Below are 24,260 nucleotides of genomic sequence, written 5' to 3' on the forward strand. Positions count from 1 at the left end.
CATTGCCAGTAACAATACCTACTATTTCTTCAATCTCTTTACCAGGAATTGACTCGGTAGTCGAATAAATCATAAAGCTTCCTTGAAAACATAACATTTTAATAGTGCGCATGCGCGTTTACACATTTTTAAAACTCTTCAAATATCTCTATAAAACACTGAATTATAATTAGTTTATAAATATATCCACAAAATAGAAATCTAGCTAAACGAGCGTGCGCGTTATCACTTTTATCCCCAGCGCGTTATCTCTGCGTTGGAAATCCTTATCCATTGATACTAAAAGACTTTTTATTTATCTACCAGTATAAACGCGCAAAATGATGTTTATTTTTTAGACAACATGAGCAAAGAACTAGAAATTAAAAAAATAAGCTGTATATTTATACAGTATATAGAGTTTTATCCACAAGGAGTGTGCAATGTCTTCAAGCCCTTTTCTCAACTTTATTCGAAGCGAACTTCGCTTACGCGGTTATAGCTTAAAAACAGAAAAGTCTTATCTGTATTGGATTAAATACTTCATTCGTTATCACCAGCTCAAACACCCAACCAATATGGGTCCAGAGGAAGTACGCGATTTTTTATCATTTCTTGCGGTTGAAAAGAATGTGGCGATTAATACTCAAAAAGTAGCATTAAATGCCCTCGCTTTTTTGTATAACAAACTACTCGATCAGCCATTGGGTAACTTAGGCTTTCAACATGCAAAACAAGGAAGGCGACTACCTATTGTTTTGTCTCCTCCTGAAATACAAAAAATATTCTTCAATCTAAATGAACGAGATCATTTAATTTTCTCATTATTGTATGGATCAGGACTGAGGATTAGTGAATGTTTACGAATTCGTATTCAAGACATTAATTTGGAACAAGGCAGTTTGGCGGTACGATGCAGCAAAGGGAATAAAGACAGAACGACTATTTTAAGTCGAAAATTAGCGGAGTCGATCAGTAACCAAAAGAACTATGCTTTGAAAATCCAACAAAAAGACAATTCAAAAGGTTATGGTCCTTCTTTACCTTTTGCTTTAGGTAAAAAATACCCTAATGCTTTTCGACAATTTAGCTGGATGTTTTTATTCCCATCGGTGTCCATTTGCCCTCACCCACTGACTGGCGAATTATGCCGTCATCACTTACATGAAACGGTTCCTCGAAAAGCACTAAAAAAGGCAGTCTATGCGGCAAATATTTTAGAGAAAAGGGTAAATTGCCATACATTCCGTCATTCTTTCGCGACCCACTTATTAATGGCAGGCCGAGATATTAGAACGGTTCAAGAATTACTTGGCCATAATGATGTTTCTACCACTCAAATCTATACTCACGTTATTGGGCAGCATTTTGCTGGCACTGACAGTCCTATTGACCAGTTATTATGATGTGTAAAAATAAAGCAATTTGTCGAACTAAAGTTCGACCTACAAAGAGATGTTGTAGAAAATGAAAACGGTGTTTCCAATGCCAGATTACGGTCGTTCCTCCCTCATCGTGACCTACGATGTGAGGCGTTTGAAAGGTGACATTTCGAGGAGGAATGTCATTTTCAAATAATTCCCTCGCTGCTCTGGATCAAGACACAACCCCATCTTAATCTTCCCCTTGAGAAAAAGGGGAAGAGACTAAACACCTAAACCTCAATCTTATCTTCATTCAGCGCACTATTGATTTCTTTCCATGTTAAACCGCTGCGTTTTTTGGTTTCTGGTAGCCCTTGTTGTGTAAGTTGGATGATTTGTGCGGAGATGGAGATGGCGATTTCGAAGGGCTTTTTGCCTTCGATTTCAGGTAAACCAACTGGGCTGTGAACGGAGTCAATTTCGGCTTGGCTGAATGAGGCGCTGGCGAGGCGTTTACGGAATCGTAGTGCTTTGGTTTTAGAACCGATGAGGCCGATGAATCGGCAGTCTTTGCGATCCAGTAAGGCTTCGGTCAGTTGGTAATCCAGTGCGTGGTCGTGGGTCATGATGAGGGCGATTTCGTTTGCGCCCATTTTCTCTACGTGATCCAGCATAGATTCGTACAAAAAGGGTGTGACGTTAGCGGGTAAACCTTTGATTTCTTGATCTTGGGCGAGGTTGTCGCGGCTGTCTATCCAAGACACTTTGGCTTGCATGTTGCTCAACACATTCACCAAGGTAGAGGCCACGTGTCCCATGCCGAATATGGTGATTTTCGTTGCGGGTTCTGGGAAGTATTCCAGCAATACACTGACCGAACCGCCACAACATTGGTTGGTTTTCGCAGCGAGTGGGAAATGCTCCAACAAGTGAGATGCGCCTGTGTGTTCGCCTTCCAACATGCCTCGGGCTTTTTGGCAGACAGCGTATTCCAGCTGCCCGCCGCCTATGGTGTCGAAGGTGTGATCCGTGGTGATGATCATCTTGCTAGACGATTCTCTCGGCGCTGAACCTTGAGTGCCGATGACAGTGGCAATCACCCACGCTTGCCCTGCTTTTTCCACTTCAGCTAAGGCTTGAATCCAACTCATTGATGACATCATAAACAGATCTCCCTAAAGGATTTTCACACTCTTCTCAGAATTTAATACAGCGCCAGCACTGAATTCTTTCGCCGCTTGCATGCTGTAGAACACGGCTTCTGGCGTGGCTGGAACAGACAAAGGTGGCGAGAATGTGTGATCGCTCATGGCGGCACAAGCGTCTTTCAAAGCACACCAAACGGAAATACCCAGCATTAACGGTGGCTCGCCCACGGCTTTGGAGCGGTAAACCGACTCTTCACTGTTGGCGCGATCGAACAGCTTCACATTGAATTTCTCTGGCACATCCGCGGACGTTGGAATCTTATAGTTGGCTGGGCTGTTGGTGGTAATGCGCCCTTTTTCATCCCAGCTTAATTCTTCCGAGGTGAGCCAGCCCATGCCTTGCACAAACGCCCCTTCAATTTGGCCGATATCAATGTCCGAGTTAATGGAAGCGCCCACATCATGAAGAATATCCACTTGAGTGACCTTGTATTCTCCCGTAAAGGTATCGACAACCACTTCCGCGACCGCTGCGCCATTGGCGTAATACAAGAAAGGACGACCTTTGGCGGCTTTTCTGTCGTAGCCAATTTTCGGTGTTTTATAGAAACCAGTAGATGAAAGCGACACGCGGTTCATATAAGCCAACTTCACGAATTCTGGGAAGCTCATGGTTTCTTTTGCAAGGAAAACCGTGTCGTCTTCAATGGCGAATTCCTCCGCTGCGATGCCGAAGTGTTCCATGGCGAATTCTTGCAAACGGACTTTGATAGTTTGCGCTGCATCAAGTGCCGCCATTCCGTTCAAATCCGTCCCAGCCGACGCGGCCGTTGGCGACGCGTTCGGTACTTTATCCGTACGAGTCGAGCCAACATTCACACGCTGATAATCAATACCAAAGGTTTTCGCGACAATTTGCGCCACTTTGGTGTACAAACCTTGGCCCATTTCCGTTCCGCCATGGCTTACGTGAACGCTGCCGTCCGTGTAGATATGAACCAAAGCGCCGCCTTGGTTTAGGTGTTTTGAGGTAAAGGAAATACCAAATTTCACTGGCGTCAGCGCCAAGCCTTTTTTCACAAATGGGCTTTGCTTGTTGAAAGCTTGAATGGCACTACGACGAGCACGATAACCCGAGCTTTCTTCTAGCTCTTCCATCAGCGTCAGTAAGACATTTTCGTCCACTTCTTGGCCGTAAGGGGTTTTGCTTTTGCCGTCTTGATAGCAGTTGAGTTTACGAATATCCAAAGCGTCTTTGCCTACAGAACAGGCGATTTCTTCCACCACAGTTTCCGCGAGCAACACACCTTTTGGTCCACCAAAGCCACGGAAAGCCGTGTTCGATACGGTATGGGTTTTACCGCGATAACCGCTGATTCGAGCATTGGGTAAGAAGTAAGCGTTGTCCGCATGAAACATAGCGCGGTCGACAACGCCATCTGATAAATCCGCCGTACAGCCACATTTACCCACCATGTCATATTCGGCGCTGAGAATTTCCCCTTCCTCTGAAAAGCCCACTTCGTAGCTGTTCCAGAAGTCGTGGCGTTTGCCTGTTTGCACCATGTCGTCTTGGCGCGGCATACGGTATTTTACTGGGCGACGATTACGAATCGCCAACACCGCCGCCATACAACCTAATACCGCCGCTTGAGATTCTTTACCGCCAAATCCACCGCCCATGCGGCGCACTTCGACCAAGACTTGCCCTACTGGCACGCCAAGTACTTTTGCCACCAGCTTTTGCACTTCCGCTGGATGCTGAGACGAGGCGTAAACCACGACACCGTTGTCTTCGGTTGGCGTGGCGACACTGATTTGCCCTTCCAAATAAAAGTGCTCTTGGCCTTTGATATAAAGGTCAGATTTGATCTTACGAGGCGCAGACGCCATGGCCGCTGACACGTCGCCACAAGTAATGGTGTGTGTTGGCAAAACGAATTCTTGGCGCGCTAAAGATTCTTTCGGATGCAAGGTGGCTTCGCGAGTTTTGTATTCTATTTCCGCCAATTCCACCGCTTGTTTCGCTGCACGAAAACTGGTCGCGGCCACCGCAAAAATAGGCTGACCAATATAATGGACGAAGTCGCCCGCTAAAAGTAAATCGCCACTCAGTACAGGCGACACATCTACTTCGCCGGGAATATCCGATTGCACAATCACGTCGATCACACCCGGATACGCACGTACTTTTTCTAGGTTAATGCTAACAATATCGGCGTGCGCTTCGGTGGATTTGCCTGTCGCCACGTGTAATTCGTTTGGCCATTCTGGCATGTCATCAATGTAGATGGCTTCGCCTGTCACGTGCTTTTTCGCCGATTCATGAATCGGTTGTTTGAGTTTGTTGTTAAAGGTTTGCCCAGCGACCTTGGCATTGTCTTTTTGTATGGTTAAATCGTTTGGAAGCTTACGCATGAGACGCTCCTCCTTGCTGAGCACTTTGGCTGGTGTTGGACGTCAGTTCATAACCGGGGGAAGCGTCTGACACTGGGTGACCAGAGAAAGTCGGAATCGAATGTCCATTCAATTCTAACCACGCTTTTCGCACGAGATTACACGCCATGTCAGAACGGTAACGAGCGCTGGCACGCATGTCGCTGAGTGGCGTCAATTCGTCTTTGAGAATCGTCAAGGCATTCGACAAAGCTTGTTCGTCATTTACGTCACTATTGAGCAAAGCAGCTTCGGCTTTTTCCGCTCGAATCGGTGTGGCCGCCATGCCGCCAAAGGCCAAACGGAGGTCGCTGATTTGGCCATCGTTCACGTTAAATCGAGTTGCTAGCATGACGCTAGAAATGTCGTCTTCCATGCGTTTCGACACTTTATAAAAGCGATGGAAGTCCGCTAATCTGGCTAATTCCATGGTAAAAGACGCGATCACTTCGCCTTCTGTTAATACGGTTTGCTTGTAGCTTTGGTAAAAGTCATGAATGCTGACGGTGCGCTGACTGCCATCCAAATTCACGATCTGAATGTCCGCATCAAATGCCAATAAAATGGGCGGCATATCGGCAATCGGGGAAGCGTTCGCCACGTTGCCGCCGATGGTTCCGCGATTACGAATTTGGCGAGAAGCAATGCGTTCAAGAAGATGATAAAGGTGCGGATAACGGGTTTTACTGAACTGCTCTAATTCGCTGTAAGTAACCGACGCGCCAATGGTCAATTGCGTGCCATTGTCTTCAATCTTGGTCAATTCATTGATTTGAGAGACATCAACCAGCACACCAAAGTCATGGAAACGCTGGGTGTTTTCCAGCATCAAATCGGTTCCGCCTGCAACCAAAGTAGCGCCTTTATGATCCGCTTTGATCGTTAAGAATTCGACCAATGTTTGAGGCTGAAAGTAATTGTTGGCGGCTTTCGCTTCGGCTTGCAAGCTGGCGAGTTTGGCTTTGATAGACTCTGTATTGTCCGCAAGGTTTGACCAAGGTGTTAGCTCTTCAACTGACGATTTTTGCATAGCAAGGCCAGCATCAATGATCGGGCGGTAGCCAGTACAGCGGCATAAGTTACCAGAAATAGCATCGCAGACAGATTCGCGGTCTATGGTTTTATCAGAGGCTTGGCTGTTTTCATAAAGGCTGGCGAGGGAGAGAATAATGCCCGGTGTGCAAAAACCACATTGGGAACCGTGATGTTCCACCATGGCTTGTTGAGCTGGGTGCAATTTATCCGCATCAGAAAGATATTCCACCGAAACTACATGTTTTCCGTCCAGCGATTGCACAGGCGTAATGCAGGAATTAAACGTGGAATATTTCAACTCGCCTTCTTCCAATGCACCAACTAGAAGCGTACATGCGCCACAGTCACCCGAGCCACACCCTTCTTTGGTGCCGGTTAAACCGCGCTTTTCTCGTAAATAACGTAGCGCAGAAAAGTCGCTAGGCAAGGTATTATCTTCTATTAGCTCATCATTCAGTACAAACTTCAAAACACTCTCCTCAATGTTCTTTGAGTAGATTATGCAAAAACTTGACCAATCGTACAAACTTTAGTTTACGTCTAAAAAATACACTTCTATCTTTTAAGTTACTTTTCTTTTCAGCCTTATCCAAGCCCCACCAACACATGCTAGCGTCAGCATAATGACCAGCATGAGATTAAACCCTATAAACTCGGCGACGGCTCCCATGAGAAACGCCCCAATCGCTGGGCCACCAAGAGCAAGCATGATCCAAAGGCTCATCACTCGACCTCGAATAGAATCTGGTGTGGATAGCTGGATTAGAATTTGGGAGCCTGCGCCAATGACGGTCATTAATAAGCTCAGTAGAAAAATAAAGACACCTAAAAGCTTGGCCGAGGGAAGCAATAAAATAGCCAACAGACTTCCCGCGGTACCCAGCATCGCCATCATGATGAAAGAAACTAAGCGTGCTATTTCTCCCTTTTGCTTTGAGATAAAGAAAGCACCAAAAATAGAGCCGGCACCGGAACAAGCGGTAAGAACGGCCAAATCATGGGGCTGCCCTTTTGTAAACGTCCCAGACAAGGCGGGTAAAAGCTCAATTAACGCACGCCCTACTTGGCTATTAATTAAGGTCATCATTAACATTAAAAGAATGAATTTAGATTGGTAGGCAAAGCTAAAGCCTTTTATGAAATCCTTAAATTTACTTTGTTTTGTCTCTGGCGGCGTGGGAAGCATGGATTTTAAACGGACATTAAAAAGCACGGCGCATAAAAAGAAAATCGCGCTGATGAGAAAGATGTATTCAGGCTTAATGAGAGTCAATAATGCAGCAGCAATAGCAGGAGCAACCACCCGCGACAAATTAAAGAGAATGGCACCTAACCCGACGGCATTAGGCAATGTTTCCTTATCCACTAGCCTAGGAATCAGTGACAATCTTAACGGAGACCCCGCAGACGCCACACACCCAAATACAAAGGCAATGACCAATAAGCTAAATACAGAAGGGGAAATAAACAGATAAAGAGCAAATGTAATAAAAGCTAAAAAGGACTGCATAGAAAGCCAAACTAACAGGCCATTACGCAAATCCACTCTATCTGATACGACACCGAAAAAAGGTGTCACAAATAAAGTAGGAATCAATAAGACAAAACTGACAATCCCGACCCAGAAAAACGATTCTGTGATTTCCCAGACCAACCAGCCAAACATAAAACGCCCCATCCACACGGCTAACGTAGAGAACAGGGAAGCGAAAAAATAATGACGGTACTGAGCTTGTTTTAACGCTGAAATATCAAAGACAGATGACAACTTTTTAAGGTATTGCATAAATAGGGAAGCTCATTAACAGGTCGTTATTATATTAATCACACCATCATAGCACTAACCTACTTTTCATTTTCTAATAGAATTATCCGTTCTATTAAAAAAGGCCGATTACAAAAGGCTGATAATACAAACATTTTCAGCCTTTATGATGAGTCGACCTAGGGTCACTAAGTCAATAGCTCAATACAGTGAAACTGACTATTCATGCCTTCATCTCGCAATGGAATAATGGCTTGATAGGCATCACTGTTATACCAATCTTGCGCACTTTGTTTGTCTGGGAATTGGATAATAACTTTTGCCGGATGGGCCGCCTCGCCATGCAATATATCGAATGCACCTTTCGCAATAAAATGGCCGCCGAAAGGCTTAAGTGTCTCTACTGCTTGAGCACGATACGCCTCCATTTTTTCTTTATTAATCGGTGTGAAATCCACAAGAACTAAACTGGTCATTTTCATTTCCTCTTTCAGTAAGTAAGTTGACATAGAATAGTGCCGTAAAAGAAACTAAACAATAATCAAAAAATTAACGGATTGTTTAATAATATGAACAGCGTCAAATTAGCGCCTTTACTTTTAATTTTTGTTGAAGTGGCAAAAAAACGCTCTTTTACTGCGGCCGCCAAGCAGTTAGGTTTGAGCAAGTCGGCCATAAGCCAGCAAATTAAGCGATTGGAAGAAGCAACAGACCAACAACTCTTAGTCAGAAACACGCGCGGAGTGGTTTTAACCGCGGTAGGTGAAACCTTGCTCGCAAGAAGTGAACTGCTGAGTGAACAACTCAATTTTACGCTGACCGAGCTTGATAGCGCCAAAGAACAACCTAGTGGCCATTTTAAAGTCTCAGTTCCGCCCTTTTTTGAAAAAGATATTGTGGTTCCTGCTTTAAGGCAATTGAGTTTGGAATTTCCTAAGATTGCCCCTGAACTTATTGTCACTGGGCATTGGCAAGATTTGATTGAAAACAATTTGGATGCGGCTATTTTTGGTGGCAACATCAAAGACACAAACTATCGCGCTTTGCCCATAGGCGAGGTATCCGAAGTACTTTGTGCTTCCCCTCGCTATATTCAAAAACAAGGACAACCAGCCAATATAAATGCATTAGCTCAACACAACTTTATCGCCACTCCTTGGCAACATGACGTTCTAGAGTTATTCGATGAGCAGCAAAATAAACACTCGATTTGCGCCCATCATTGCGCAAAAGTAAATACATTACAGACGGTATTAGAAATGACTCTAAATGACATGGGAATAGCCTTCTACCCTGAATTTTTAGTGCAGCCTTATCTTGCAAGCAAACAACTCATCCAAGTACTACCAACAATAAAAGGCAAAGCATGGTCGTTTTATTTTCTACACCAATATAAGGGAGAAAAGCCTATACACATCACTCGTTTCTACGAGTTATTCCGCCACTTTTTTTACCAGAGAAAATAAGATTTAAATTCACCTTTTGAGCTGGGCTGCTCATTAAAAATACCACTATAGACCGTCACTTAAATATACGCTAAAGCGTCTCTAAGCAAAGTAAAAAAACATTTGATACCACCCTTTTGTGAGGCGATTTAACAAAAGCAATTTCAATCAAGTTTTCTCCTATGTCTTCTGCCAATATAGGAAACATAGTGTTTAAACAAGATAGGCAAATCGGCTAAATGAGCAACTACGATCAAAACATTTCACGAGTATGTGATTACATTAATCAAAACCTTGATGACGAGTTGTCTTTGGATAAATTAAGCCAAGTTTCTGGCTTTTCTAAATACCACTTTCATCGTATTTTCACGGCACACACAGGCTCTAGTCTTATAAAGTTTATACAAATCTCTCGCCTTCGACGCGCTTCTTTTCGCCTCATGCTAAAAAACAAAATGAAGATAATTGATATTGCCTACGAAGCGGGCTTTGACAGTGCTGAAGCTTTTTCACGAGCTTTTAAGCGTGAATTTGGCCAAACTCCCTCCACGTTTAGAAATGCGCCTCAGTGGATTGAATGGCACGAAAGGTCTGAATCATTATCGATCAAAAAGGCTGAGCAGCCAGAAGTAAGAATAGTGGATTTTGCAGAAACCAAAGTCGCCGTTTTAGAGCATCATGGATCCCCTGAGTTAATGTATGAAACCTCTCAGAAATTTATGAACTGGCGTAATGAGAGCAAACGGTTCCCAGCCAATACAACCCTAAGTTTCGGGCTGGTGTATGCTGATCCTAAAAAAGCGAATCCCGATGATTTTCGTTTCGACTTTTGTAGTTCGATTAAGGGAGACGTGCCTGAAAATGACCATGGAATCATAACCAAAACCATCCCTGCTGGACGATGTGCCGTCTTTCGTCACTCAGGCAGTTTTAAAAATATTAGACATGGCATTCATTATTTGTATTCCACATGGCTGGTTCAAAATAATGCTGAATGTCGAGATTTCCCTTTATTTTTTCATTATATCAATACCATCTATGACGTAGATGAACACGAATTACTCTCTGATATTTACTTACCAATAAAATAATTTCATTCAATCTGGAAAAACTAAAATGACAACGCCTTCTCGCAATCTTTTTCTCACTGGCTCATTAATGTCGGTGTTTTTAAAGACCGCCACGCCCATCATTTTTATGATGCTGGTAAACGGTTCCTTTTCATTGGTTGACGCTTACTTTCTTGGTGAATATGTCGGTACCGATGCATTAACGTCTGTAACCTCTGTATTTCCTGCATTTATGATGTTGGTTGCCTTATCTAGCTTGGTATCCACAGGATTTTCTAGTGTCATGGCAAGGTTATTAGGTGCTGGTAAAAGAGTAGAAGCAAAAGACGCTTTTTCTCAAGCCATTACTCTGTCTTTGATTGTGTGTTTGTTTTTGATTGGTCTGTTTTTCATCGGTGGAAAGACTCTCGTTCTATTCGTTAATAACGGTTCAGAAAGCCTTTCAGCAATGAGCTATGCCTATTTATCGCCTCTCATTTTGTTTTCTCCTCTACTTTTTATACTCACAGTTAACAGTGACTGTTTACGTTGTGAAGGAAAAATGGCGTTTATGGCGGTGGTTCCACTGCTGTCTGTGTTACTAAATGGCCTATTTAATTATATTTTTATTGCTCAGCTGGAGTTGGGTGTGGCGGGTTCCGTGTACGGTACTTTATTGGCTCAAGCCTTATCTTTACTCGCTATCGTTATTTTCCGTCGCTATAAAGAAAATGCACTCAATATTTCGGCGATACACATTACCTCTCGCAGTACGCGATGGTTGGAATTTTTAGCCCTAGGCGCACCAACAAGCTTAACTTACATCGGCATTGCTCTAGTTTCTGCCTGCATCTTATACAATCTGCAAATTTGGGGAGCAAACCATTACGATACCACTGTCGCGGCCTATGGCATTATTACGCGCTTAACGACTTTTATCTTTCTGCCTTTACTGGGCTTAAGCATGGCGTTCCAAACTATTTTAGGGAACAACATTGGCGCACAAGAATGGTTGCGCTCAAACAGCGCAATAAAGATCGCGATAACAATAAGCTTACTTTACTGTGCAATGTGTCAGCTGATTTTCTTTGTCTTTAGGGAAAAGCTAGGCTTTGTTTTTGTTGAAAACCACCATGTGAGTGCTGAGGTAAGCCGTATTCTTCCTCTTATGACCATGACATTATTTTTGATGGGGCCAACAATGATGATTGGCGTTGTGTTCCAAGCCATGGGAGATGCCAAACGGGCGGCTATTTTAAGGTTGGCAAAGCTGTATGTCTTTACGTTACCTCTTATCTTTATTTTGCCTATGCAGATCGAAGAATTAGGCGTTTGGCTCGCTGGCCCGAGTTCGGAAATTCTAGGTTTAGTCTTAGCTTTTATCGTTCTCTATCAGAGACGGAAAAAAGAAGGCAATCCGTTCGGACTTTTCTTTCATTTGGATAAATAAACCGATTCATAAATTTGGCAGGATATATTGAAAATGGCGCTCTAGATCAAATTAGAGCGCCATTCTTAAAAATAAAAGCTCAAAAAAACAAAAAGCTTAGCAATTACCCATCGCTTTTCGTTTGAACATCTGTAACAAACCAAACGCCCCAACCACAGCGGCCACAACAATGGACGCTAAAATCCCCACTCCTTCAGTGATCCAAACACCTAGAACCAGTAAAAGAATCGTTGCGATGACCCATAAGAAATCGCCAAATGAAAAATATAAAATCCATAATTTATTCGGCATTGAATTCGTTGATACCCAAATTAAATGCAGTCCATTAAACAATAAAACGGCACCTAACAATGAAAACACCCAGTCTGGCGCTGGAGCTTCCCCTCCTAAAAACACCGCCACAGCGGACGGAATGAATAAGAAGATCAAACCAAACACAATACAACTTGCTGCATTTGCTCTCATAACGTTTTTTAAAGTGATCATATTTAACCTCTCATGTATACTTAGTTGACATAAGAATAGATAGAGGCATTAATATTGTCAACCAAGTTAACAAAAGAAAAACCAACCATGGTCGAGAGCCAAGCCCTTCAATTAGTTTTAGGGGCATCGCAGGTGAATGATTCGATTGCATTGTATTTATCTAACTATTTGAAAAATAAAGGCTATGCGTTTGCGACTCCAGCGGCTTTGAATTTTTTGAGCACACTCGAATGCGGAATTAACTATGGATCGGAAATTGCCAGAAATCTTGGCGTATCACGTCAGATGGTGGCAAAAACGGTAAAAGGACTTTGTCTTGCGGGCTATTTAGAGCAAGTTGATGGCACTGGGAAACAGAAAGAAATCCTCTTTACAGAAACAGGAGAATTGCTCATGTCAGAAGCTAGACAGCTATTGGCAGAAGTAGACAGCCGTCTTTCTAAACAGTTAAGCGAAGAATCAATCAACACAACCATTGAAAGCTTAAATCAAATACAGGCGTTGATGATGGAACTTATCGAGTCTTAGCATTTGAATTCATTGTGATATACCTGTTTATTATTAATCACTATAACTGTCTGTCTATTCGAATTCCTTACCCGAATGACGTATTCACGAAAGAAGAGCCTGACTCGCTACAAAGGCAGTAATTATTAAGTAAAAGGAGGTAAATTCTTATTTTAAGGCCTATAAAACCAGAGCGTCATTCTCTATATTTACTTTCACCTCATACCAAAGGATTTATTATGAAAAAGCTCACCTTTCTAACGAGTATATTCTTTCTTCTTATATTTCAGGTGTCGCACGCTTTCGCTGAAAAGGTTGAAATTACATTAGTTGATCAACTTAATGGCGTTTTAAATGGTTACTGTTTTGACATAGTCGGCGGTAATCAAAATATAGATATTACAAAAGGGCTGCATACTCACACCTGTTACAGCTATCGTGGAGAATTGGGGAAAGATCAGATTTTTGAGTCTACTCGTTTTTCAGAAAACACCCTTTATATGCCTAACTATGAAGTTTGTGCGACTTTATCAAGCTTAAACATAGGTGCGACACTAGGTCTTAAAAAATGTAATGCAGGGAAATTGCAATCTATCTCTTTTTCAGACTCAGGTAAAATCAGCCCAACTTCTGCACCTAACTTATGTTTAACGGCAGGCGAAGAAACACGATTTGGCTTAAGAGGTAAGTCTCCACATCAACTTAAAACCCTCACATTAGAAGCTTGCAGCGATGATAAGTCCGCTTATCAAACATGGCGTACGCGCACTTACGATGATGATCCAGTTTAAGAATCACACATCAAACCTGAGCTTACAGCGAGAGGGCTAAATTAAGAAGGAGTCAGACGACTCCTTTTTTTATTTCCACCATAAAATGCTCGCCTCATTTTTATGCACTTTTTGTTTAATATCGCCAATTCAAATTGCACCAAAATAGTTCAAAACCAGATAAAAAAGCACTATAAGATTACATTAAAAACAATAAACCATTGTTTTTATTAGACTAACAAGAACTGGAACAAATGTTGCTAATTAAAACAAAGATGAAACAAAAGATTCTAAACCCCCTCACTCTGTTGGAGACTTTTTATGAAAGCAGTAATGAAAACCACTCTTCGTCTTTCTTTATTAGCAAGCTTAGTTGCAAGCGCTTCTGCCATGGCTGCAGATAAAGTGACATTTCAATTAGATTGGTTACCTGGTGGCGACAAAGCTCCTGTTTATGTCGGTATCCAACAAGGCTTTTTTGCCGATGAAGATTTGGAAGTAAAAATTGCCAGCGGTCGTGGTTCTACCGATGCATTAACAAAAATGGCAACAGGCCAGTCTGACATAGGCAGCTCAGACATTGGCGCGTTAATGGCTGCAAGAGCACAGGACAATGTACCTGTTGTGGCGGTTCTTCCTTATTTTACTCAAGCTCCTCACGCATTTTTCGCATTAAAAGACAGCGGCATCAGCTCCATTACAGATTTAAAAGGGAAAAAAGTAGCCACATCGCCTTTCACTTCTTCTAATGCTTTCTTACCTTTGGTATTAAAACAAAATGGTTTGACTGAAGATGACATTCAACTTGTGAAATCTGATCCAGGTGCATTGTCTCCAATGATGATCACAGGCAACGCAGACGCCATCATCGCATGGGTAACAAACACAGCTCTGTTTGAATCTCAAGCCGCTGGTGCAGGCAAAGAAATCATCGAAATGCCTTGGTCAAATTCTGGTCTATCACTTTACAGTTCATCTCTATTAGCCTCTGAGAAATTTTTAGAAGAGCGCCCTGATGTGGCAAAACGCTTCATTAAAGCATTCGCTAAATCAATCGAATTTTCTTACAAGTACCCAGAAAAAGCCGGTGTCGACCTTCACAAAATGGTGCCAGAAGTGGATGCTGACATTGTTGCCGCTCAGCTGAAAAGCATCACTAACTTGGTTTATAACGACGTAACCGAAAAAGACGGCGTGGGCAAGTTCGATCCAACGCGCATCCAGCAAACATGGGAATACGTTGCTGAAGCAAATGGTCTATCTAAGACTTCATTAGACCCTCAAACTACTCTAAACACAGCCTTCACTCCGGAGTAATTCAGATGGACAATAAGCCTCTTGAGAGCGAAAGCTCAACAGGTGCAGCTTATGTCAGCATGAAAGACGTGGGTCATAAATATGACCCACGTCCTGATGCGACAATGGCTGTAAAAAATATTGATCTTGATATTCACAGACATGAATTTGTTTCTGTGGTTGGGCCTTCTGGTTGTGGTAAATCCACTCTATTACGTATGGTTGCAGGCTTGTTAATCCCTTCTCATGGAGAAGTGTCGGTTTTCAATCGTCCTGTTACTGAACCTCGTGATGACGTGGGCATTGTGTTTCAAAAAGCGAACCTTCTGCCTTGGCTAACAGTACGCAAAAATGTCCTTTTCCCACTCAAACATAAATATGGCAGCTATAGCGCTTCGGACGAAAGAAGAGCTAATGAGCTCCTTGCTATGGCAGGTTTAACGCAATTCTCAGACAAAATGCCAGACGAATTATCAGGCGGTATGCAACAGCGTGTTGGTATCGTTCGCGCTTTGCTATTGAACCCTGACATATTGCTCATGGATGAACCGTTCTCCGCACTGGACGCATTAACTCGAGAACAAATTGGTTTTGATTTACTCGACATCTGGAAGAAACAGCCAAAGACTGTGTTATTTATCACACATTCAATCAGCGAAGCTGTGCTACTTTCCGATCGCATCTTAGTAATGAGCAAACGCCCTGGCACCGTTCTGGATTTGGTTGAGGTTGATTTACCCCGTCCGCGCTCACAGCAAACCATTAACTCAACACGTTTTGCTGAATTAACTGATTTAATCCGAGGATATATTTATGAACCAAACACTCCCGCTTAAGTCTTGGTTAAAATATCAGGTAAATCGTTTTGCTCCTGCCTTGTTTTTTATCGGCTTGGTTATCCTATGGGAAATCATCTGCGTGGTTGGCAAAGTACCTAATTACATTTTGCCTTCCCCTTCTGCCATTGTGACGGCTTTTTTCAATGTGGAATTTTCCCGTTGGATGACGCACCTTTGGGCAACGCTTCGTGTGGCATTAATGGGCTTTGCTTTATCTATCGCCATTGCTTTGCCGTTATCGATTGGCATGATGCGCTCTGAGTTGATGAACCGAATCCTATACCCTGCTTTGATTGTGATCCAATCAACGCCTGTGGTTGCAGTTGCACCTTTGATTATTGTGTTGCTTGGTACTGACGATCCTTCTCGAGTTTTGATCACTTGCTTAATCACCTTCTTTCCATTGGTGGTTTCCACGACAACAGGGATGCTCGAAACACCACCAGAAATGGTTGAGTTAAGCCAATCTCTACGCGCTCCACGTTATCGTGAAACATGGCAAATTCGTATTCCGTATGCGATTCCGCACATTTTCAGTGGTTTACGTGTCTCCATTACTTTGGCAATTATTGGTGCAGTCGTAGCCGAGTTCGTAGCAGCTGAAGAAGGTTTGGGGTATTTCATCCAATTCTCAACCTCTTTCTTTAAGATTCCACAAGCTTTCGCTGGCTTAATCTTCTTATCTGTTATCAGTTTGCTTTTATTCAAATCGGTTCAATGGATTCAAATATGGTTCTTCCCTTGGAGCCTACCTAAGAAAAAGTAACAGGCAATATCATGAGTTTAAATGAAAAAGACGCAAAATTTCTCCGTCAGAGCTTTGCTCTGGCGGACGAAGCTAAACAACAAGGCATTCACCCTTTCGCTGCTATTTTGGTGGACGATCAAGAGAATGTTCTTATGTCACAAGTGAATGGTTATTTACCTGATTTAGATATGACAGGACACGCTGAACGCAAGCTAATGACGCGCGCCAGCAAAGCCTATCGACCAGACTTTCTGGCTAACTGTACCATGTACATTTCAGCAGAACCTTGTGCCATGTGTGCAGGTTCAGCTTATTGGGCCGGACTAGGACGTTTAGTTTACGGACTTAGCGAAGCAAGCCTTAAAGAAATCACTGGGAACCATCCAGAAAACCCAACTCTGGATTTACCCTGTCGTGCGGTATTTGACTCAGGCCAACGGAAAGTCGAAGTCATCGGCCCTTATCTTGAAGAAGAAGCAGCGGAGTTACACAAAGACTTTTGGTAAAGCCTTATCATTAAAACGTATCGGAGTAGAAGCAGTCAGGCATTGCCAGGTCATTGCTCCATCAAACTTCATAAATGGAGGGAGCAATGACAAATACTACTCGTTTAACAAAAAACCAATCAACAGAAACTCAGCTTACAGAGCTACAAAGAGAAGCCTCTTTTGGCGACGCAGGTGAAGATGCAGACGACCGTGAGGTTCGTGTCATCGACATGAGCGACTTTGAAAACCGTCGAGCAGAAATCACCGAGCAACTTTGGCTCGCCGCTACAGAGATTGGTTTCTTCCAGCTTTCTAATCATGGTATTTCCAGCAAAGACATTGCAGCCGCTTTCGCGGAATCCGATCGTTTTTTCAACCTACCAGAGGCAATAAAGGCCCAATATCCAAGACCCAAAGGGGTGAATGCAGGTTGGGAAAGTCGCAGCCAAATTCGCCCCTCAACAGGTACAAAAGACGAAAAAGAATCTTATCAAATTACCCAATACCACATGGACAATTTATGGCCTAACGAAGAAGAATTGCCAGATTTCCAAGCCAATAGTTTGCGTTTTGAAAAACAGTGCTGGGAAGTGGGAATGAAGGTTCTCTCGTGCTTTGCTGACAAGCTCGGTTTTGATCGTGACTTTTTCATCAAGGCTCACGATCCAAACCAAGAAGATTACCAAAGTACCTTACGTTTATTGCACTACTTCCCTACAAAAGGCGTAACAGAACAAGGCAATATTTGGCGGGCTGGTGCTCATACGGACTTCGACTGCTTAACACTACTTTTCCAGAATGAAGGTCATGGTGGTTTACAGGTGTGTCCTGGCGTCGAAGCAGAAACAAAACGCTGGACGAATATTCCGCCGTTACCGAACGTCATTACGTGTAATATCGGTGACATGCTTATGCGCTGGAGCGATGACAGACTTATTTCTAACTTACATAGAGTTCGCCTACCAAGAGTCGGTGAATATTGTGGCAGCCGCCATTCTATCGCCTTCTTCTGCCAAGCAAATAAAAAACAAATCATCCAAGGCCCAGAAAAACATTATGACCCCATCAGTGCAGCGGATTTCTTAAATCAACGTATTCATGCCAACTTTGCTGATAAAGAAACAGCCCAAAAATCGAGTTGATTCCATAAAAAAGGACTCTATTTAAGAGTCCTTTTTTATCGCGTTAAAACAAATCAGAGATTGATTCTATTTAGTTTTAACGACACTTTATCTACATTTACCATTTTAGCTAATGCTTCTTGTAACTCATCCATACTGCTGTATTGAGTCGTTGGATCATATTCGTCTCTATAATAGTGACCTTCTTTATTAAATACTTGGCCAAGCTGAAACTTGTCACCCTTTTCACCACGCCCACAAATTAAATAGACATCAAGTTCCATAAATACTCCAACCGTCATCATAAATAAGAACGATTATTATACATATAGAAACAAAGCGAGAAAGACAAAGATCACTAGGAAGAGCCATTTTGTGTGAATCAGAATGAAACGCTTTAAACACTTCTACCTGGTCATTTAAATCACAATGTCTTGTTGTTGGTTGAATTCAATGAACGCTTTTTCAAACATTACCAAGCCTTCATCAAATTCAGATCGAGTACTCAAACCACCTAACGCCACTCGAAGCCCGTTTTTAGCCTGTTGAATAGAAGATGGGTGACAGAATAAATCCGCCGTTCTGATCTTAATGTTTCGAGCAGCACAAAAGCCATTAAATTGATTCATGTTGATTCTGTTCGGTAAAAGCACCCAAACATTTAAACCGCCACGCCTTATTTCTAATCCATGTTTCTCTGCCAGCTTTTGATACGCTGCTTGCCGATAACGCATTTCATTGGCCAACAAAGTTTGGTTCTCTTGAAAATCCGCCTTCATAATAAAGCGTGTGGCTATTTCAACATTCATGGTGGACACCATCCAACATTGACTGTGAAGGTTAAGGTTAAACGCCTGTTGCCATTGTTTTGGCACTAAGGTGTACGCCACTCTCAAACCGCCCGCTACGTATTTAGACAGACTCGACACATAAAATACGCGATCTGCGGCTTGTTGTTGTAAGGGCGCTCGCCAGCTTTCTGGTAAACAATAGTTCACATCGTCTTCGATAATGTAAAAACCATATTGACGACTTAGAGCAAGGATTTTGGCCAAGGATTCAGAAGTGTACTGTACGTTAGTCGGGTTCTGCATATTCGGCGTAATGTACAAGGCTTTTGGTTTGTACTCTTTGCATAAGCTTTCTAATGCATCCAAATCCAAACCTGTTGACGTGATAGGAACAGACAAAGGATTTACACGGCAAGCGTCAACGGCTCGAAAGAAGCCCGGATATGCCATAGACTCATGCAAAATGTAGTCGTCTGCCTGAGCCAGTATTTGTAAACTAGTGTAGATACCTTGCTGCGCACCTTGGGTAAATACCATATCGTCAGCTTCGATATGAATACCTTTCGATAACAACCAAGTCGCAAATATCGTCTTGTGTTTTTGCACACCTTGAGCCGCATACGTCATGATATTTTGAACCGCGTTTGGGTCTTCAGCTAATTCATTTAATGCGTTTTTCACCAAGGTTTGCTGTCCGTACATCGGCTGCATACTGGACGCAAAATCGTACTCTTTAATGCTATTGTCGGCGAATGCCTCTGAAAGTGGAAAGTTTACATAGGTTCCTGCACCCAACCTGGCAATCACCAACCCTTTTTTTTCTAGTAAGTCGTACGCTCTCGTAACCGTCCCATGGGTGATCACAAACTTGTCTGCAAGCCATCGTTGCGCCGGAAGTTTTTGCTGATCGGGTAAGTCTCCAGCCAAAATAGCTTGCTCAATTAATAACGCCAACGCCTTGTACTTTGGTTGAGACACGCAAGTTTGATCAAAGTCACTTTTACTTATCTTCATAATTGTACCCATAACAATAAATAAATTGCCCACATTCAAGTTGTGTGAGAATCTTTATACATACAATATCTAATTAATTGTATTGATACAATTAACAAAACCTTGAACCATTTATTAACGTATTTGGAGTATTTGAATGAACCCTGCTCTATTAGAGATTTTGCCAGCTCTTGCTTTGTTCTGCCTTGTCGCCACGCTAACACCAGGTCCGAACAATATTTTATTGGCTAATTCTGGAGCTCATTTTGGTATTAGGAAAACCTTACCTCACGTACTAGGCATTCGCATTGGTATGACAGTACTCCATATTGCAATTTTGTTAGGCTTAGGCCAAATATTCAAATATTGGCCAGCCTTACATGACCTATTCACCTTTATTGCAGCGAGCTACATTGTCTATATGTCGGCCAAAATTGCTTTGTCCAAACCTCATGATCCGAAAAGTAATTTACAACCAATGAGCATCAAGGAGGCCACGCTTTTTCAAGCGATTAATCCAAAATCTTGGTCAATGCTGGTCACAGCGAGTTCTGTCTTTACACTAACGGGCGACCTTTTCTGGCCTTCTGCGTTGATATGCTTGATTGCCTTTAACACCATGACATTACCCGGTACTTTTATGTGGATTACAATCGGTAAACTGGTTTCAAAAAAACTGCAAAATCCGATCTTTCATCGTAACTTTAATTGGTTGATGGGGTTATTGTTGCTCACGACGTTGCCGATGATTTTTCTTTGATAAGAAAGAGTAAAGGTCTCTCTTAATGAAAAGAGACCTTAGTTTATCTCAATATTTGATATGACGATCTATAGACGCAATGAAGTGTTTAAATATCCGCCAACCTAAAGCCTGCAATTTTATGCACTTCATTAATGGCTCGATTAAACTCTGTCTCTAAGTCGTTTGGCGTTCTTTCTTCAAATCCAGATAAAATTTGCCCTTTCGTTGCGCCCTTTACCGCCATAATAAAAGGGAAGCCAAACTTACTTCGATAAGCATCATTGAGCTGTAAAAAATGCGCCAGCTCTTCTTCTGAGCATTGATCTAAACCCGCGCCCGCTTGTTCTGCTTTAGATTCATTGGTTAAAGTGCCACTCAATGCTGCTTTACCAGCAAGATCAGGGTGCGCACGAAGCAACATCAGCTTCTGCTCGTCTGTGCTTTGGTCTACCACCTCTTTCATTGCTACTTGAACTTTCTCGATGTCATCGAAATTGTCTTTCGGATGTTCGGCTTTTTGTCGCCACACTTGTTCAGCAACCCAAGGAGAGTGCTCATACACACTTCCAAATAAAGAAACAAAGTCCGCTTCGTCTAATGAATCAAACAAGACTTGTTCGTTTTGCATAATCGCTCTCCAACACCTAACAAAATACGAGGCAATCGCCCTTTCATTGCCATCGATCACTAAAAACTAGATAAAACAAATGGCACACATATTGATTATCATGAAACAATACTTTCATTGTTTGTTAATATCAAAAAATAATACACAGAAAGTGTCTGCAAAAGACAGGCAAACTCTTTTTATGACATAACTTAGCTAAGGAAATATTATGGGCTACTTAACAACACATATTCTCGACACCACAAAAGGTATAGCTGCTGCTAATGTTGAAATACATTTGTTCAAGCACAATACTGACGGTCAACGTACTCTCATCCACAACACAGTCTCAAATAGTGACGGCCGATGCGATACACCTCTACTAGCAGATGACAACTTTACCACTGGAGTTTATGAATTAGAGTTCGCGATTGATGAATACTTCGCCAAGCAAGGCATTGAACTGAAAGAACCGAACTTCTTAAATAACGTTGTCATTCGCTTCGGCATCTCAGATGAAGCAACTCATTACCACATCCCTTTATTGGTCTCACCTTATTCGTACAGCACTTATCGAGGTAGCTAACGCTTATCATGCACCAAAAACAAACAAAGCACTAAAAAAGTTCATAAGAGACATTGAAAACGGAAAACTGTCGCTTACCTAGCTTATCTTTGGATAAAGGATTTTCATTCCAAAAAGGTCAATAAAACAAATGTTTCACCTTCTATTTTATGGTAACTTTTGTTTCACAGTGCGCTTTTTACGTTTTAGATTGCAAATAGACACAGAGGAAATGACATGAAAGCATTAATCATTGGCGCAGGCATCGGCGGCATGACCGCAGCAGCGGCATTAAAACAACAGGACATTGATTGCGAAATTTTTGAAGCCGTAAAAGAAATCAAACCTGTTGGTGCAGCTCTTTCTATTTGGTCTAACGGTGTGAAGTGTATGAACCATCTAGGCATGGGTCATATTATGGATGAGCTTGGTGGTCCGATGCATAATATGGCTTACCATGATGGTTTAAGTGGCGAAGTCATGACTCAATTCAGCCTTAGCCCATTAGTTGAAGCAGTTGGCGAACGTCCTTGCCCTGTTTCAAGAGCCGAATTGCAAAGTCAAATGATTGATTGGTGGGGCCGCGATAAGATCCAATTTGGAAAGCGCATTGACAAAGTTGAGCAAACTGAAACAAGCGTAACCGCATACTTCACCGATGGAAGCACTGCAACAGGTGACTTCATGATTGCAGCAGACGGTACTCACTCCATTGTTCGAACACATGTATTGGGGTATCAAACTGAACGCCGTTACGCAGGTTATGTGAACTGGAATGGTTTAGTTGATATCGATGAAAACATTGCTCCAGCAGACCAATGGACAACCTTCGTCGGTGAAGGTAAGCGTGTTTCCATCATGCCGATCGCTGGCGGACAATTTTACTTTTTCTTTGATGTACCCTTACCTGTAGGGTTAGAAGAAGACAGGTCAACCGTCGTAACCGACCTAAAAGGATATTTCCAAGATTGGGCAGAACCCGTACAAAAACTGATTGATGCCATCAATCCAGACAAGACTAATCGTATAGAAATCCATGATATCGAGCCATTTGATACTCTTGTAAAAGGCAATATCGCTTTGCTTGGTGATTCTGCCCACAGCACAACACCAGATATCGGCCAAGGTGGTTGTTCAGCCATGGAAGACTCTGTTGTATTGGGAGAATGCTTTGCAGAAACAAAAGATATTGTCGCAGCGCTTAAAAACTATGAAGAGAAACGTCGCTTCCGAGTGAAAGACCTAGTCTTAAAAGCTCGTAAACGATGTGATGTTACTCACGCCAAAAACCCAGAAGAAACTCAAGCTTGGTACGATGAACTAAGAATAGAAAAAGGTGACAATATTATCGAGGGCTTACGTAACACTATCATCAATGGTCCGTTGGGTTAAAACGCGCCCAAATGCCTTCTAATACGAAAAAGGTGGATACTCAAATTGTATTCACCTTTTGCATTATTCCTTTCCCATTTTATGATTTACCCCTACTAAAAGTCCCCGTTTTGCTCGGCTTTTTTCTGTCTATTTGCTATATGATGCATGCCCCATTAGCAAATAGGCCCTACCCCCCTTAAATTAACCTATAAAACACTACCTAACGAACAAACAGCGTTATAAGATAATACTATCCCTTCAAGCAACCTAGATAAGGACAGTATTATAATGACGGCAAAAGGCAAACTACTTGGGTACATAGGCGCTTTATTTGTATCTGCAATCTTAATCGTCTCCATGACAGGTTATTTCAACTTCAAATCCAGCTCAGTGGAAGATTCAATTGAAAAACTAAAACTCGAATCTTTCTTAATTTCAAACGCGCTAGACCAACGAATGCAACGCTACTTTGATAGCTTAGAGTCCATACGAAGTGACTTACCAATAGGTAAAAACAACTATATTGATGAAGAGAAAACAAATATTAAATTCCAAGAAATCAAAGAATCTCTTGGAGTTCTATCTGTATATGCAGGTCTTGCTAATGGTAAAACTTACATAGAAAAAACAGGAGAACTACCTAACTTTAACGCGAAAGACAAAGCCAGAGAGTGGTTCTTAAGGATTTTTGCTGGTGAAAAAAGAATCATAACAACGCCATATAATGCTGCAGATGGAAAATACGTTATGGCCCTAGCAGTTCCTATTTTACGTGATAACGAAATAGTGTCGACACTAAACTTAAATCTACCAGTTAATAGCATCACTAGTTTTGCAGCTAGTTTATCCGAAACTGGCCAATTAATTGTTAGTCGATCTGACGGTTTCATTATGGCGTCCCCCGATACAGATAGTATTGGTAAAAACATATTTGATATTTTTCCGTCTTTTAAAGAACATTTTGATAAAGAAACTAGCCAACACACATACCGTTATAAAGGTGAAGATTACCTAGTAAGCAGTGCAAAAGTGGCCTCTTTGGGTTGGACTGTTTGGTCGTGGGATACAACAAGTCATATCAATGCTGCTTCAAACTCAAATCTTGCTCAAGGGCTTATTTTCTCTATTATTTTAATTTTGATCTCTCTCGTTATCATCTACTTAACAGTTGTTAAACTGATGTACAAACCGATAGGCGGCGAACCAAAAGAAATCGAAGAGCTTGTTAAACGTGTTGCCAATGGTGATTTAACACTAAATAC

Annotated in this window: 24 protein-coding genes; 15 read left to right on the forward strand and 9 right to left on the reverse strand. The window is 42.2% G+C overall.

The features are described 5' to 3' along the window. Positions 1–422 precede the first annotated feature (422 nt). Positions 423–1,385: an integron integrase gene (locus tag ABFY09_RS14660; RefSeq protein ID WP_347985023.1), complete on the forward strand. Its 963-nt coding sequence runs from the start codon at positions 423–425 to the stop codon at positions 1,383–1,385. A gap of 248 nt (positions 1,386–1,633) precedes the next feature. Here the strand turns inward: ABFY09_RS14660 and xdhC are convergent, their stop codons facing one another. From xdhC to ABFY09_RS14685, 5 genes are all read right to left on the reverse strand, one after another. Continuing rightward, positions 1,634–2,506, reverse strand: a complete 873-nt coding sequence (xdhC, locus tag ABFY09_RS14665; RefSeq protein ID WP_347985024.1) for a xanthine dehydrogenase accessory protein XdhC — start codon at positions 2,504–2,506, stop codon at positions 1,634–1,636. A 12-nt stretch (positions 2,507–2,518) separates the two neighbouring features. After that, complete coding sequence (gene xdhB, locus ABFY09_RS14670; RefSeq protein ID WP_347985025.1) at positions 2,519–4,909, reverse strand: xanthine dehydrogenase molybdopterin binding subunit; 2,391 nt, start codon at positions 4,907–4,909, stop codon at positions 2,519–2,521. Beyond that, positions 4,902–6,431 carry a xanthine dehydrogenase small subunit gene (gene xdhA / locus ABFY09_RS14675; protein WP_347985026.1) on the reverse strand — a complete coding sequence of 510 codons (1,530 nt, stop codon included), beginning with the start codon at positions 6,429–6,431 and terminating at the stop codon, positions 4,902–4,904. The genes xdhB and xdhA overlap by 8 nt, the downstream gene beginning before the upstream one ends. A gap of 93 nt (positions 6,432–6,524) precedes the next feature. Then, positions 6,525–7,748: an MFS transporter gene (locus ABFY09_RS14680; protein WP_347985027.1), complete on the reverse strand. Its 1,224-nt coding sequence runs from the start codon at positions 7,746–7,748 to the stop codon at positions 6,525–6,527. Positions 7,749–7,915: 167 nt separating this feature from the next. After that, the gene (locus ABFY09_RS14685) at positions 7,916–8,203 is read right to left on the reverse strand and encodes a DUF1330 domain-containing protein (RefSeq protein ID WP_347985028.1); all 288 of its coding nucleotides are present in this window, start codon (positions 8,201–8,203) and stop codon (positions 7,916–7,918) included. A 93-nt stretch (positions 8,204–8,296) separates the two neighbouring features. Between ABFY09_RS14685 and ABFY09_RS14690 the strand changes: the two genes are divergently transcribed. The 3 genes from ABFY09_RS14690 (at position 8,297) to ABFY09_RS14700 (ending at position 11,671) form a co-directional block, all read left to right on the forward strand. Further along, positions 8,297–9,193 (forward strand): LysR family transcriptional regulator, encoded by an 897-nt coding sequence (locus tag ABFY09_RS14690; RefSeq protein ID WP_347985029.1) that lies wholly within the window; start codon positions 8,297–8,299, stop codon positions 9,191–9,193. A gap of 218 nt (positions 9,194–9,411) precedes the next feature. Further along, positions 9,412–10,263: an AraC family transcriptional regulator gene (locus ABFY09_RS14695; protein WP_347985030.1), complete on the forward strand. Its 852-nt coding sequence runs from the start codon at positions 9,412–9,414 to the stop codon at positions 10,261–10,263. 25 nt (positions 10,264–10,288) lie between these two features. After that, complete coding sequence (locus ABFY09_RS14700) at positions 10,289–11,671, forward strand: MATE family efflux transporter (protein ID WP_347985031.1); 1,383 nt, start codon at positions 10,289–10,291, stop codon at positions 11,669–11,671. A 96-nt stretch (positions 11,672–11,767) separates the two neighbouring features. Here ABFY09_RS14700 and ABFY09_RS14705 read toward each other — a convergent pair whose 3' ends face one another. After that, a complete protein-coding gene (locus tag ABFY09_RS14705) occupies positions 11,768–12,157 on the reverse strand; it encodes a hypothetical protein (protein ID WP_347985032.1) in 390 nt (129 codons plus the stop codon). A gap of 54 nt (positions 12,158–12,211) precedes the next feature. Here ABFY09_RS14705 and ABFY09_RS14710 point away from each other — a divergent pair, with 54 nt between their 5' ends. From ABFY09_RS14710 to ABFY09_RS14740, 7 genes are all read left to right on the forward strand, one after another. Further along, entirely contained in the window at positions 12,212–12,685 is a 474-nt protein-coding gene (locus ABFY09_RS14710; RefSeq protein ID WP_347985033.1) for a MarR family transcriptional regulator, read from the forward strand. A 218-nt stretch (positions 12,686–12,903) separates the two neighbouring features. Continuing rightward, positions 12,904–13,455, forward strand: a complete 552-nt coding sequence (locus ABFY09_RS14715; protein WP_347985034.1) for a hypothetical protein — start codon at positions 12,904–12,906, stop codon at positions 13,453–13,455. A gap of 300 nt (positions 13,456–13,755) precedes the next feature. Further along, positions 13,756–14,751 (forward strand): ABC transporter substrate-binding protein, encoded by a 996-nt coding sequence (locus ABFY09_RS14720; RefSeq protein ID WP_347985035.1) that lies wholly within the window; start codon positions 13,756–13,758, stop codon positions 14,749–14,751. Between the two features lie 5 nt (positions 14,752–14,756). After that, complete coding sequence (locus tag ABFY09_RS14725) at positions 14,757–15,566, forward strand: ABC transporter ATP-binding protein (protein ID WP_347985036.1); 810 nt, start codon at positions 14,757–14,759, stop codon at positions 15,564–15,566. Continuing rightward, on the forward strand, positions 15,544–16,335 hold the full coding sequence (locus tag ABFY09_RS14730; RefSeq protein ID WP_347985037.1) for an ABC transporter permease: 792 nt from the start codon (positions 15,544–15,546) through the stop codon (positions 16,333–16,335). The genes ABFY09_RS14725 and ABFY09_RS14730 overlap by 23 nt, the downstream gene beginning before the upstream one ends. A gap of 11 nt (positions 16,336–16,346) precedes the next feature. Further along, positions 16,347–16,823, forward strand: coding sequence for a nucleoside deaminase (locus ABFY09_RS14735; protein WP_347985038.1), 477 nt, complete (start codon positions 16,347–16,349; stop codon positions 16,821–16,823). Between the two features lie 86 nt (positions 16,824–16,909). Beyond that, on the forward strand, positions 16,910–17,947 hold the full coding sequence (locus tag ABFY09_RS14740; RefSeq protein ID WP_347985039.1) for a 2-oxoglutarate and iron-dependent oxygenase domain-containing protein: 1,038 nt from the start codon (positions 16,910–16,912) through the stop codon (positions 17,945–17,947). A 53-nt stretch (positions 17,948–18,000) separates the two neighbouring features. Here the strand turns inward: ABFY09_RS14740 and ABFY09_RS14745 are convergent, their stop codons facing one another. Then, a complete protein-coding gene (locus ABFY09_RS14745; protein WP_347985040.1) occupies positions 18,001–18,210 on the reverse strand; it encodes a hypothetical protein in 210 nt (69 codons plus the stop codon). Positions 18,211–18,345: 135 nt separating this feature from the next. Continuing rightward, on the reverse strand, positions 18,346–19,731 hold the full coding sequence (locus ABFY09_RS14750) for a PLP-dependent aminotransferase family protein (protein ID WP_347985041.1): 1,386 nt from the start codon (positions 19,729–19,731) through the stop codon (positions 18,346–18,348). 136 nt (positions 19,732–19,867) lie between these two features. Between ABFY09_RS14750 and ABFY09_RS14755 the strand changes: the two genes are divergently transcribed. Further along, positions 19,868–20,470, forward strand: a complete 603-nt coding sequence (locus ABFY09_RS14755; protein ID WP_347985042.1) for a LysE family translocator — start codon at positions 19,868–19,870, stop codon at positions 20,468–20,470. A gap of 88 nt (positions 20,471–20,558) precedes the next feature. Here the strand turns inward: ABFY09_RS14755 and uraD are convergent, their stop codons facing one another. After that, a complete protein-coding gene (uraD, locus tag ABFY09_RS14760; RefSeq protein WP_347985043.1) occupies positions 20,559–21,080 on the reverse strand; it encodes a 2-oxo-4-hydroxy-4-carboxy-5-ureidoimidazoline decarboxylase in 522 nt (173 codons plus the stop codon). A gap of 208 nt (positions 21,081–21,288) precedes the next feature. On the opposite strand from uraD, the gene uraH reads away from it, so the two are divergent. The 3 genes from uraH to ABFY09_RS14775 all read left to right on the forward strand — a co-directional run. Then, on the forward strand, positions 21,289–21,645 hold the full coding sequence (uraH, locus tag ABFY09_RS14765; protein WP_347985044.1) for a hydroxyisourate hydrolase: 357 nt from the start codon (positions 21,289–21,291) through the stop codon (positions 21,643–21,645). Positions 21,646–21,861: 216 nt separating this feature from the next. Then, positions 21,862–23,016, forward strand: a complete 1,155-nt coding sequence (gene hpxO, locus ABFY09_RS14770) for an FAD-dependent urate hydroxylase HpxO (RefSeq protein WP_347985045.1) — start codon at positions 21,862–21,864, stop codon at positions 23,014–23,016. 270 nt (positions 23,017–23,286) lie between these two features. Then, the coding region (locus ABFY09_RS14775) for a cache domain-containing protein (RefSeq protein WP_347985046.1) at positions 23,287–24,260 on the forward strand (974 nt) is incomplete at its 3' end.

This window comes from Marinomonas sp. 5E14-1 (assembly GCF_039939215.1).
In the GTDB taxonomy this organism is placed as follows: domain Bacteria; phylum Pseudomonadota; class Gammaproteobacteria; order Pseudomonadales; family Marinomonadaceae; genus Marinomonas.